This is a genomic window from Devosia sp. Leaf64 (assembly GCF_001421945.1).
GTDB lineage: Bacteria > Pseudomonadota > Alphaproteobacteria > Rhizobiales > Devosiaceae > Devosia.
The window spans coordinates 818625-830950 of the sequence record NZ_LMLO01000021.1; the positions used below are offsets into that span (position 1 = coordinate 818625).

Below are 12326 nucleotides of genomic sequence, written 5' to 3' on the forward strand. Positions count from 1 at the left end.
TGGAGTTGTTGATGGGCGAAACTTTCGTTCTCGATATGGGAACGCTCATCATCGCGCGGATCATCACCTTTGTGATGTTTGCTGCCGGCATCACCATCATGACGCTGCGCCGCAGCCGCCCCGAAACGGTCCTCTTTTGCTGGGGTCTTCTCTGCGGCATCTGCGCTTGGGTCACCGCGATGTTCTCGCGTGCGACGGGCAATGATTGGGTGATCATCGCTTATGCCGGTTTTGTCAGCGCCAATGTCTCGTTCCAGTGGGCAGCCCTCTCGACGTTGACCGAGCGCCGGGTAAAGCGCGTCTGGTTTTTCATACCGCCCGCCGTATCGATGGTCCTTGTCGCCATCATCGGTCGCGATATCAGCACCGCCGCTTTCGTGACGTCCGCTGTCCTCTGCGTCCAATATGCGGTGCTTGCCTGGTTCATCGTCACGCTCGGACCGACCGCGGTACAAACGCGCACATCGATCCTCATGGCACTGGCTTATGCCGTGGCCTTTGTCGCCGCAGCCGGGCGCTTCGCCGGTGAGTTCCTCTGGCCCGACCTGATCGCCAATCCGATGGCGCCGGTGCCCGCTGTCACCCTGCCATTCCTCGGCGCCTATATCGGCACCATTCTGATCACGCTTTCCTGGGTTGCGGCGCTCAAGGACCGTGCCGAAGATGCGTTGGCCAATCTCGCCTTCCGGGACGAGCTGACTGGTCTCGCCAATCGCCGCCGCTTTTACGCCTTGGGCGAAAGACTATTCGCTTCGGCCCAGCGCGACGGTCGAAATTTCTCGCTGATCTTGCTCGATATCGACCACTTCAAATCGGTCAATGATCGGTTTGGCCACGAAGAAGGTGACCGCGTTCTGGCGTCCGTAGCGCGCAATGTCCAAAAGCTCGCCCCCGAGGCCGAACTGTCGGCCCGTGTTGGTGGCGAAGAGTTCTGCCTGGTCTTCCCCGGTACGGATGCCGTCGGCGCTCAGCGCTACAGCGAACGGCTACGCGATCTCGTGGCTTCAAGCGTAACCTTGCCCAACGGTGAGGCCGTCCGCTTCAGCGCCGGCATCGCCCAGGCGTCGGATGAGGATGCTGTCCTCGCAGACGTCTATCGCCGCGCCGATAAGGCGCTCTATGCAGCCAAAGCCGACGGCCGCGACTGTGCCGTCATTAGCCGCGTCGCGGCTTGATCTCAGGCCTCTGTGACGAATTCCACCGGTCCCGGCTCTTCGCCCATGATCGAGCGCCCGAAAAGGCTGGCGACCAGATCGACCAGCAGCGTCGCGCTCTTGCCGCCGTGATCCAAAAACGGGTTGAGCTCGACCACATCGAGCGAACCCACGACGCCGCTATCGTGCAGCATCTCCATGATCAGGTGCGCCTCGCGATAGGTGAGGCCACCCGGCACCAGCGTACCACCGCCCGGCGCGATGGCTGGATCGATCGCATCGACATCGAGGCTCACATGCAAATGCCCGCCCTCTGCCGCCACGCGCTTGAGGATCGGCAGCATCAGCGCCACGACACCTGACTGGTCGATCTTGCGCATATCGACGACCTCGACCCCGCGCGCCTGGAGCAAGCGCCGCTCCTCCCGGTCGATCGAGCGCGCACCGAAGATCGTCACATTGCGCGGATCGATCCGCCCGAGCCAGTTACCCTTGAAGCTGTCGTCAAAACCCGGCTCACCGCAGAGCAGCGCAAGCGGCATGCCGTGCAGATTGCCCGAAGGGGAGGTGTCAGGGGTGTTGTAGTCAGCATGTGCATCGATCCACATCACATGCACCGGCCTGTTCTTATCGGCGCAGTGCCGCGACACCGCTGAAAGCGTGCCCATGGCAATCGAGTGGTCGCCACCGATAAAGAGCGGAAAACCGCCTTCAGCCAGAATGTCGTAGCCGGCGTCGCTCGTCCGCGCCGCAAGGTCCAGCACGTCTGCCTTGCGTTCATCCGGCAGGCGCCAGCTCGAGGGATTGGTCGTCACCGCGGCCACCGGACGCCGCAAGTCGCCATGGTCGGCGATCTCGTGCTCCAGCTCGACCAGCGCCTCCAAAAGGCCCGCCACCCGCAGCGCCTCCGGCCCCATTCCGCAGCCCCGCACCGAGGCTCCTGCCGCCGTCGCGATACCCAGAATATCGATGCGTTTGGTCTTGCTGGCCATGCGGGTGCTCCGGTCGGGTCAAATCAGGGTCATCAACGGTCGACACCATTGCATGGCTCCACCCCCGACCCAATCTCTGGACTGCACCAAAATCCAGATTCTCCTTTGCAGCCAAGGCACATGACTGTTCCTGTCCTATCGCGCATGTCTCCTGTGCAGAGACCATCGCAAGGTCACAAAACCGCAATGATTGACTTGCGGGGAGCCCACTCCACCCTATTTATTAACCTGAATCGCCCAGCCTTAACGGATTGGGCAGTCGCAATACGGGCGCGCTACCCCAATTCCTCCCGGCGCGCCCCGGAAAGGAAATGTGATGTCGGACGTCAATCCCACCGGCGAAACGAGCCGGGACCGGGTTTACCCGGTTCTCCCCCTGCGCGACATCGTTGTCTTCCCTGGTATGATCGTGCCGCTTTTTGTCGGCCGCGAAAAATCCGTCAAGGCACTTGAAGAGGTCATGCGCGACGACAAGCATATTCTTGTCGTGACCCAGAAGAATGCGCAGGACGATGATCCAGCCCCGGACCAGATCTATGGCACCGGCACAATCGCGACTGTGCTCCAGCTTCTTAAACTCCCCGATGGCACCGTAAAGGTCCTCGTGGAAGGCCTCAGCCGCGCGACCATCGATCAGTACCTTCAGACCGAAGAATACTTCGAAGCCGAAGCCAGCCCGCTTCCCGAGCCCGAGGAAGACGCGACTGAGCTCGAAGCTTTGGCACGCTCGGCTCAGAGCGAGTTCGAAAACTACGTCAAGCTGAACAAGAAGATCTCGGCAGAGGTCGTGGCTGCGGTCGGTCAGATCGAGAGCCCGAGTAAGCTCGCCGATACCATTGCCAGCCACCTCGTCATCAAGATCCCGGAAAAGGAAGACCTGCTGTCGACCGTTTCCGTCATCGAACGCTTCCAGAAGGTCATTGGCCTCATGGAAGGCGAGATCGGCGTCTTACAGGTCGAAAAGCGCATCCGCTCGCGCGTCAAGCGCCAGATGGAGAAGACGCAGCGCGAGTACTATCTCAACGAGCAGATGAAGGCGATCCAGAAGGAACTGGGCGACGGCGAAGACGGCGCCAACGAGATCACCGAACTGGAAGACCGCATCGCCAAGACCAAGCTGTCCAAGGAAGCGCGGGCCAAGGCTGATGGCGAAGTCAAAAAGCTCAAGGCCATGAGCCCGATGTCGGCTGAAGCCACCGTCGTGCGTAACTATCTTGATACGCTTCTTGGCCTTCCATGGGGCAAGAAGTCCAAGGTCAAGCGCGACCTGAACCTTGCCGAAAAGGTGCTGGACGAAGACCACTACGGTCTCGAAAAGGTCAAGGAACGTATCCTTGAATATCTGGCCGTGCAGGCACGCACTGGCACGCTCAAGGGCCCGATCCTCTGCCTCGTCGGCCCTCCGGGCGTCGGCAAGACCTCGCTCGGCAAGTCGATCGCCAAGGCGACCGGCCGCGAATTCGTGCGCATGGCGCTCGGTGGCGTCCGTGACGAAGCCGAAATCCGCGGACACCGTCGCACCTATATCGGCTCCATGCCCGGCAAGATCATCCAGTCGCTCAAGAAGGTCGGCAAGTCCAACCCGCTCTTCCTGCTCGACGAGATCGACAAGATGGGCCAGGATTTCCGTGGTGATCCGTCTTCGGCTCTGCTCGAAGTGCTTGATCCCGAACAGAACAACACGTTCGCCGATCACTACCTCGAGGTCGACTATGACCTTTCGGACGTGATGTTCGTGACGACTTCGAACACGCTGAACATCCCCGGCCCGCTGATGGACCGCATGGAGATCATTCGCCTCTCGGGTTACACCGAAGAGGAGAAGCACGCGATCGCCAAGCAGCACCTGATACCGGAAGCCGCCAAGGAGAACGGCGTCGCTCATGGCGAGTTCGTGCTCAGCGACGAGATGCTGATGAAGGTCATTCGCGGCTATACCCGCGAAGCCGGCGTCCGCAATCTCAAGCGCGAGATTTCGAAGCTGATGCGCAAGGCCGTGACGGATATCGTCCGCACCAAGGTCAAGTCGATTGAGATCACTGAAGAAAAGCTCGCCGAATATCTCGGCCCTCTGATCTTCAAGCATGGTGAGATCGAAGCTGAATCCCAGGTTGGTCTCGTGACGGGTCTCGCCTGGACTTCGGTTGGCGGCGAAATCCTGACCATCGAAGGCGTGATGACGCCGGGCAAGGGCCGCATGACGGTCACCGGCAACATCAAGGAAGTGATGAAGGAATCGCTGACCGCGGCCACGGCCTATGTCCGGTCCCGCTCGATCGACTTCGGCATCAAGCCGCCGATGTTCGATACGCGCGACATCCACGTCCACCTTCCCGAAGGCGCAACGCCCAAGGACGGCCCGTCGGCTGGTATCGGTCTTGCAACCGCGATCGTCTCGGTAATGACCGGCATTCCGGTTCGCAACGATGTTGCCATGACCGGCGAAATCACGCTGCGGGGCAGGGTGCTTCCCATCGGTGGTCTCAAGGAAAAGCTCCTTGCAGCCCTCCGCGGCGGCATCAAGACCGTGCTGATCCCTGAAGAAAACGTCCGCGACCTCATCGAGATTCCGGACATCGTCAAGGAAGGCATGGAGATCGTCCCGGTCTCCCGCATGGATCAGGTCATCGAACGCGCCCTCGTGCGCAAGCCCGAAGCCATCGAATGGAATTTCGAAGAGGCGCCAGCCGTAGCCAAGACCGATCCGGTCGAAGACAACGCGGCAAGCCTGACGCACTGATTTGTGCAACGAATATGAAAACGGCGGCCTCCAAGGCCGCCGTTTTTCTTTGTGCCGTCAGTGGCCCTGTTTCCAAGAGCCCTCATGGTGAGGTGCTTTGCAGAGCAAAGCCTCGAACCACGAGAGCGAGCGAGTGGAGGCTCAAGCGCCACGCCCTCGTGGTTCGAGGCTCCGCTGCGCTCCGCACCTCATCATGAGGACTACTTGGAACCCTACGCTGCCTTACTTCCCCTCATCCCCTCAACCATATATCCCAGCCCGCGCTCAAACGCCGCCTCAGTATTGATGCTCCCCTCCTTCTCCAGCGACCGAAACGCCTCCGCCAAAATCGGAAACGGCTTCAACTCGCCATCGATATCCCCATCCTGACCCTCTTCCTCCGCCCGCCGCTCGCGCTCGCCCTGTTCTTCGAGCACATATCCGACAACGTAGCGCGCGATCGAAATTGAGATGTGTAGCGCTTCTTCCGCTGTAAATCCCGCATCGACATAGAGCTTGAGCTGCAGCTCTGCGTCCGCAAAATCCGTTGTCGAGGGCCGCGTGCCCGATACGATCCGCGCTCCATCCCGCACCGCCAGCAGCGTCGTGCGCATGCTCCGCGCTGTCGCATAGGTGAACTCCACCCAGTCCTCGCCGGGCGAGGGCAGGCGGTGCGTGTGATAGCGCGCCAGCATTTCGCTGTTGATGGCGTCGAGCAGCGCAGACTTGTTCCTGAAATGCCAATAGAGCGCCGGTTGCTGCACCCCTAGCCGCTCCGCCAGTTTTCGCGTCGTCAGTTTGTCGATGCCCACTTCATTCAGCAAGGCGAGCGCCTCATCGACAATACGTCCGCGATCGATAGCCATACGTAATCCTCTTGACTTATCAGCGATAAAGGAGCTTATCACCGATAAATAACTTATCGATGATAAATTACCTTTGGAGGTCCTGATGAACAAGGCCCTGATTGTCATTCTCGCGACCGTCGCCATCGATGCGATCGGCGCCGGTCTTATTTTCCCCATCCTGCCTGAACTGCTGACGCAGCTTACTCAGGGTGGCGATATTGGCTTTCTCTATGGAGCCATGCTCGCTGTCTATGCCACGATGCAATTTGTGGCGTCGCCCGTCCTTGGCGCGTTGAGCGATCGCTTTGGCCGGCGTCCGGTGCTCTTGCTTTCCTTGGCAGGCACTTTGCTCGATTATCTCGTCATGGCGCTGACGCCTCTCGGCTGGGTCTTGGTCGTCGGCCGCGCCATGGCCGGAATCACCAGCGCCAATATGGCTGTCGCCACGGCTTACATCACCGACATCACCCCGCCCGAACAACGCGCCCAACGCTTTGGTTTGGTTGGCGCGGTGATGAGTTCAGGGTTTATCATCGGCCCAGTCATCGGCGGCGTTCTCGGCGCGTGGTGGCTCCGTTCGCCCTTCCTCGCCGCAGCGCTTTTCAACGGCATCAATCTGATCGTTGCTCTCTTCGTGCTTCCCGAAAGCCGCAAGGCAACGGAGGGAAAATTCGATATCAAGCAACTTAATCCTTTGGCGCCGCTGCTCTGGCTGTGGAATTTCAAGCCGCTGCTGCCCATGGTCGTCGTCTCGGTCGTCTTCGGCCTGATAGCCGCGGTCCCCGGCACGATCTGGGTCTTCTATGGTGCGGAGCGGTTCGGTTGGGACTCGGTGCATATAGGCATGTCCCTTTCGGTCTTCGGCGTCACCGGCGCTCTGGCTCAAGCCTTCCTTGTCGGTCCGTTGACCAGGCGCTTCGGCGATTTAGGTACGCTTATGATTGGCGTCACCTTTGATACGCTGGCTTACACCTTGATGGCCTTCGCCTATCAAAGCTGGATGGGTTATGCGCTCACCCCGCTCTTCGCCCTCGGTGGCGTTGCCATGCCTGCGCTCCAGTCGTTGCTGACGAGCAAGGTCAGTGATGAGCAGCAAGGTCAGTTACAAGGCGTTCTAACCAGTCTGATGAGCCTTGCTGGTATTGTCGGCCCCGTCCTCACCACAGTGATCTTCTTTGCCACACGGGATATCTGGATCGGCACAATCTGGCTGGTCGGTGCTGCGCTTTATCTCCTGGCAACACCGCTCTTTGCGACTGTCAGATCCCCAAAGCCAGTCCCGGCATAAGAAAGGGATCGCTGCTGCCGAAGTCTGTCAGCACCATTCGTCGATACATCTAGAGCAAATGGCTTGCCTCGCGCTGTTCTCAGGCGCAGACAAGCCATCCTCATTCTGCAGCCGGCGGTTTGAACCGCGGCCTGGAGCTCTCGATGAACAAGGCGCTCGTCGTAATTCTGTCCGCCGTCATGCTCGACGCGATTGGCATCGGCCTGATCTTTCCGATTCTCCCCGCGCTCCTTCGCGATGTCGGGCACACTACCGATGTTTCGCTGCTGCTCGGCCTTATGCTGGCGCTTTACTCCGCCTGCCAGTTTCTGTTTTCGCCCATCCTCGGCGTGCTTAGTGATCGCTTCGGTCGTCGCCCGGTTCTGCTCGTTTCGCTAGCCGGCGCTGCGATCGATTATCTGATCATGGCGCTGGCGCCCCACCTCTGGATGCTGGTCATTGGCAGAGCCATTGCTGGCGTCACCAGCGCGAATATGGCCGTGGCGACCGCCTACATTACTGACATAACTCCTGAACAAGAGCGCGCCCAACGCTTCGGTCTCTTCCACGCTATGTTCGGCGTCGGCTTCATCATCGGTCCTGTCCTTGGTGGCGTTTTGGGCGATTGGTGGCTTCATGCGCCATTTCTTGCCGCTGCCGCGCTCAACGGCATCAATTTTGCCCTAGCGCTCTTCGTGCTGCCAGAATCGCGGCACGGTCAGCCCGAGGCGCAGTTCACCTGGTCGACCCTCAACCCCTTCAAGCCGCTCGCCTGGGCGTTCAACTTCAAGGCGCTGGTGCCGCTGATGGCGATTTTCCTCATCATGAACTTCGTCGGCACCGTCTATGGCACGGCCTGGGCGCAGTTCAGCGAGGATCACTTTGCCTTCAACGGCATGATGATTGGTCTGTCCCTTGGCGCCTTCGGCGTTTTTCATGCCCTCGCGCAAGCATTCCTCACCGGTCCTGCCGTCGCGCGCCTCGGCGAACGCTGGGCCTTGATCGTCGGGATGACCTTTGAGATCGGCGCTATGCTGACGCTGGTTTTCGCAGGTCACGGTTGGGTACTCTTTGCCATGGCGCCCATCTTCGCCTTGGGCGGCATAGGCATGCCCGCATTGCAATCTCTCGCCACGCGACAGGTCGATGCGGATCGTCAGGGTCAGCTCCAGGGCGTCATGGCCAGCATCGTCAGCATCGCTTCCGTCTTTGGTCCGCTACTCTTCAGTTACATCTACGCGGGAGTGCGCCAAGATTGGCCAGGACTCATCTGGATGGTGGCTATCGTTATTTACCTTCTGGCGCTTCCGTTGATGGCTGGTATCCAAACCATGCCCGCCACAGCAGAAAAACCGGCGGAATGATGGTGAAAAGCCCGGTTTTCGGGCGAGTTCGGCCTTGTCGGGTGCAAAATTCCGCGCCATTAACATTTCCGTACCGTTCGGCCTCGCCAAAACGGCGGAAACACTTGCGTGCGAGCTAGAATCGACCAAGGGTTGCCGCCACCTAAAGCTACGCCAGCGAGGGCGGGCATTCACCGTGAGGATACGCAATGAACAAGAACGATCTGGTTGGCGTCGTTGCCGACAAGGCAACGATCACTAAGGCTCAGGCCGCTGAAGCGGTTGACGCAGTGTTCGAAGCCATCACCGCCGCCCTTAAGTCGGGTGATGAAGTTCGTCTCGTTGGCTTCGGCACCTTTGCCGTTTCCCAGCGCAAGGCCTCGACCGGCCGCAATCCTGCCACCGGCGCAGAAATTCAGATTCCGGCCTCGAACCAGGCCAAGTTCAAGCCCGGCAAGGGCCTCAAGGACGCGATCAACTAAGAGCTTTGCTTTTAGCGCATTCTGCCAGGCGGCCCCGCGGAAAACGTGGGGCCGTTTTGTTTTGCAGTTGACGGGGCAGGGCAAGCCCCCTAATCAGAGCCTCGTTCCAGACACGCTGTGTCGGACGGGCGATTAGCTCAGTTGGTAGAGCGTCTCGTTTACACCGAGAATGTCGGCGGTTCGAGTCCGTCATCGCCCACCAGTCTCCCTTGGTGAAGCTTCAAGATATCGCAGCCCGTTGCGGCGCGGTGTTCCCTGCGCAACAATGCGGCAATGTTCCTTTCCAAGTTCGTCCCAATCCTCGCTGCAATGACCTTGACGCCTGGTGCTGTCGCCAATGATAGCCGCAGCGATTGGACGGGCTACGATTGGCGTATGGTGAAACTCGCCGAATGCCAGGATCTCGGATCGAGCGCGCCATGCCATATCTTCCATGGCAAATGGGACTGGAAGCGGAATCAGTGGGTTGATCTCATCCTCGCCCATGGCAGTGGTGCGCTGCAGGTCGAAGCCATCCTCACAAATTACGATCTTAAGGACGATGACTATGTTTGCGTCGTCGTGCTTTTCCAGAATCAAGCCAAGGCCAATGTCGCAGCTATCCACTTCAACGAGCACAGCGACCACCAAACCGCTTCGACCGCGGCCAAATCTTTCCCGATAAGCGGGAGCAGGGCGCCTGATATCGCACAGATCGCCATCGGCACCAAGCAGTGCCGCGATGGCAAGGACCAGGACAAATCCACCTACGCCCAGGTCTTGCGCGCCATAACCGCAGACTGAGCCCCGCTATCTGAAATAACACTGGCTTTGTGATCCTTCTTGAGGCTAGAAGCCGACCGCGGCCCGCATCCTCTGCCGCGCCACAATCCAAAACCCGTAAATCAGGAGTATCGACCTCATCTCCCAGGTGAGCGAACCCGGCTTATCATTTGAACCTCAAGAGTTTTCCACAGGCCAATCGTGCACTGTGAAGTTTTTATGCCCGATGCCGTTTGCAGCGCTTGACTTAGGAATAGGGGCTGGGTACATCAGCGTCACGTTCAGCGGGCCACACGGTTCGCCGATGCGGGAGTAGCTCAGTTGGTTAGAGCGCCGGCCTGTCACGCCGGAGGTCGCGGGTTCGAGCCCCGTCTCTCGCGCCACCCTTTCCTTCAGTTTTGAAGATGTGGGTGGTGAAGAAACGAAGATCTTCTAAAATCCTAAACGAGCAATTTGATCACTTAGTCGTTTGCTGATCTGTCTCTCCAACTTGTGTCTACGCAAGTTAGGGCAGGGGGATTATGACTGAGACGCCTCGCAACTCAGGTGTCTTATGCAGTCCTCGTCTCCGCGCTTTCAGCTCTCGCGCCGCTCCTTGCTCGGCGGCCTCGCTGCCCTCCCGATTCTTTCCCTGCCCTTCATGTCTGGCCCATCGATGGCCCAGGAGGAGCCGGTCGAAATTCCGCCTCCGTCCAAAGACCTCAAGGAAACCGGCTCGAGCGCCAAAGCTGTGCTCGCCGGCGGCTGCTTCTGGGGTGTTCAGGGTGTCTTCCAACACGTCAAAGGCGTGACCCGGGCCGTTTCAGGCTATGCTGGCGGCAGCGCCGAGACGGCCACCTATGATCAATCCTCGCGCGGGGACACTGGTCACGCCGAAACGGTCGAAGTGACCTACGACCCCACAGTCATCAGCTTCGGCAAAATTCTCCAGATCTATTTCTCCGTCGCGCACAACCCGACTCAGCTCAATTTCCAGGGACCGGACCGCGGCACGCAATACCGCTCGACCATTTTCGCGCTCAACGCGGCACAGGCCGACACGGCCAAAGCCTACATTGCTGAGCTCGACGCCCTCAAAAAGTTCGATGGTCCGATCGTAACCACCATCGAGCAGTTCAAGGGCTTCTATCCCGCCGAGCAGTATCATCAGGATTTCCTGACGCTGAACCCGACCTGGCCCTATATCGTGCGCAACGACCTGCCCAAGATCGACGCGCTCGCTTCGCTCTTTCCGTCTGACTACCGCGCCGATCCCGTCCTCGTTGGCGAACTCGCCGCCTCCTGACACTGTGACCTCCGGGCAACGATTGGCGGCGCCTTCTTTTAGCCCGCTCATCGGCCGCTTGAAGCCCGATTGCCCAACGAAGTTCGCCTTGGCCGCGCGAGACCTGTTGCACATGTGCATCGCTCGTGGGCCGCAAAGGACCATCAGGGAACGAGCAGTTTGATCTGCCGTTTGCAACTTACCTGATGGTCGCAATGCTAAGGAGAACCGCGATGCGCATGTCTCAGAAGATCGCCCTGGCAACGCTTGCCACCGCCCTCATGTCGGGCTCCGCTTTTGCAGCCGATCTCATCACCGTGCCCACGAGCACCCCAGCCGAACTTCCAGTTTATGAAGACGCCGGTTTTGACTGGAGCGGCTTTTACGGAGGGCTCTATGGCGGCATCCAAAATAGCGACGCCGGCGGGATGCAATATGGTCTCGGCGCCATGGCTGGCGTGAACGCCCAGTTCGATTTCTATCTGCTTGGCGCTGAAGTCGCGGTGCAGGGCGTGACCGGCGGAAATCTCGACACCAGCTATGGCCAGCTCCTCGGTCGCGCCGGTCTGGTCGTTTCCGATAATGTCGTCGTCTATGCCGCCGGCGGCTATGGCATCGATCTCGGGGTGCCCGAGGAAAGTGACGTGTTGCTAGGTGGCGGCGTCGAAGTCGCGGTCACCGACAATATGTCTGTCCGCGCCCAATACCTTCACGGCTTCCCGGTCGAAGGGAACAATCCCAAGGACCAGTTCACGGTCGGCGCCGCCTTCCATTTCTGATGAGACTTGATCGAACAAACCTGATTCTTACAGAATCATGAAAAATGGCCTCGCAATCCTTGCGAGGCCATTTGCATTTCCGGCAACAATGTGGCAAGACAGGCCGTAGCTGCCTTATTTCTGACGCTGGACGATTACGCATTTTGGGCTTCTGCCCCTGGGAAATGCGTCAATTTGTATCAAACTGAACCAAAGTAGCGACCTTATGGCAACACATGGCCGATTTTGGTCATGAAAACTTATCCTCACCGCCTAATATGTGTCGGGGCGGGGTTGCCTCTCCTCACCCCTTGAGTCATTAGTCCGGCGACTACGGTTAACTCTATTGGGAGTGCAAGATATGTTTGTACGTTCTCTCTCGCTCGGCGTTGCTGCCGCTGCTCTGATGGTTGGTGGCGCTCAGGCTGCTGACCTCATCATCCCGACCACCCCGCAGCCGATCTATGAATCTGCTGGTTTCTCGTGGGACGGCCTCTATGCTGGTGTTCGCGCCGGTGGTCAGTTCGTCGGTACCAACCAGTACGGTAACCTGGGTGCCGGCGCTTCGATCACCCAGGGTGTTGTCGGTGGCGCTGTTGGCGTCAACTTCCTCCCCGTCGACCCGTTCCTGATCGGTGCTGAAGTCACCGGTGACTACGTCTGGGGCAACAACCTCTCGACCGGCGAATTCTTCGCTAACCTCCGCGCTGGCGCAGTCGTGACCGACTCGGTCCTCG

General features: G+C 59.4%; 10 protein-coding genes, 2 tRNA genes and 1 pseudogene. 11 read left to right on the forward strand and 2 right to left on the reverse strand.

Annotation, left to right across the window (positions count from 1 at the left end; genetic code table 11):
- Window positions 1-11 precede the first annotated feature (11 nt).
- On the forward strand, window positions 12-1175 hold the full coding sequence (locus ASE94_RS16955; RefSeq protein ID WP_162236110.1) for a GGDEF domain-containing protein: 1164 nt from the start codon (window positions 12-14) through the stop codon (window positions 1173-1175).
- 2 nt (window positions 1176-1177) lie between these two features.
- Here the strand turns inward: ASE94_RS16955 and rocF are convergent, their stop codons facing one another.
- Window positions 1178-2146, reverse strand: a complete 969-nt coding sequence (rocF, locus tag ASE94_RS16960; protein WP_062631329.1) for an arginase — start codon at window positions 2144-2146, stop codon at window positions 1178-1180.
- A gap of 316 nt (window positions 2147-2462) precedes the next feature.
- On the opposite strand from rocF, the gene lon reads away from it, so the two are divergent.
- Window positions 2463-4886, forward strand: coding sequence for an endopeptidase La (gene lon / locus ASE94_RS16965; RefSeq protein WP_061906719.1), 2424 nt, complete (start codon window positions 2463-2465; stop codon window positions 4884-4886).
- A 212-nt stretch (window positions 4887-5098) separates the two neighbouring features.
- Here lon and ASE94_RS16970 read toward each other — a convergent pair whose 3' ends face one another.
- The gene (locus tag ASE94_RS16970) at window positions 5099-5731 is read right to left on the reverse strand and encodes a TetR/AcrR family transcriptional regulator C-terminal domain-containing protein (RefSeq protein ID WP_062631330.1); all 633 of its coding nucleotides are present in this window, start codon (window positions 5729-5731) and stop codon (window positions 5099-5101) included.
- Between the two features lie 85 nt (window positions 5732-5816).
- Between ASE94_RS16970 and tet(30) the strand changes: the two genes are divergently transcribed.
- The 9 genes and pseudogenes from tet(30) to ASE94_RS17015 all read left to right on the forward strand — a co-directional run.
- Window positions 5817-7001 (forward strand): tetracycline efflux MFS transporter Tet(30), encoded by a 1185-nt coding sequence (tet(30), locus tag ASE94_RS16975; protein WP_082461265.1) that lies wholly within the window; start codon window positions 5817-5819, stop codon window positions 6999-7001.
- 143 nt (window positions 7002-7144) lie between these two features.
- Window positions 7145-8344 carry a TCR/Tet family MFS transporter gene (locus ASE94_RS16980; RefSeq protein WP_062631389.1) on the forward strand — a complete coding sequence of 400 codons (1200 nt, stop codon included), beginning with the start codon at window positions 7145-7147 and terminating at the stop codon, window positions 8342-8344.
- Window positions 8345-8532: 188 nt separating this feature from the next.
- On the forward strand, window positions 8533-8805 hold the full coding sequence (locus ASE94_RS16985; protein ID WP_035079006.1) for an HU family DNA-binding protein: 273 nt from the start codon (window positions 8533-8535) through the stop codon (window positions 8803-8805).
- Between the two features lie 126 nt (window positions 8806-8931).
- A tRNA-Val gene (locus ASE94_RS16990) sits at window positions 8932-9007 on the forward strand.
- 71 nt (window positions 9008-9078) lie between these two features.
- Entirely contained in the window at window positions 9079-9588 is a 510-nt protein-coding gene (locus ASE94_RS16995) for a hypothetical protein (protein WP_061906717.1), read from the forward strand.
- A gap of 285 nt (window positions 9589-9873) precedes the next feature.
- A tRNA-Asp gene (locus tag ASE94_RS17000) sits at window positions 9874-9950 on the forward strand.
- Between the two features lie 170 nt (window positions 9951-10120).
- Window positions 10121-10852: a peptide-methionine (S)-S-oxide reductase MsrA gene (msrA, locus tag ASE94_RS17005; protein WP_061906716.1), complete on the forward strand. Its 732-nt coding sequence runs from the start codon at window positions 10121-10123 to the stop codon at window positions 10850-10852.
- A 218-nt stretch (window positions 10853-11070) separates the two neighbouring features.
- Window positions 11071-11610, forward strand: coding sequence for an outer membrane beta-barrel protein (locus ASE94_RS17010; RefSeq protein ID WP_162236111.1), 540 nt, complete (start codon window positions 11071-11073; stop codon window positions 11608-11610).
- 340 nt (window positions 11611-11950) lie between these two features.
- Window positions 11951-12326: pseudogene (locus tag ASE94_RS17015) on the forward strand (hypothetical protein); the annotation flags it as partial.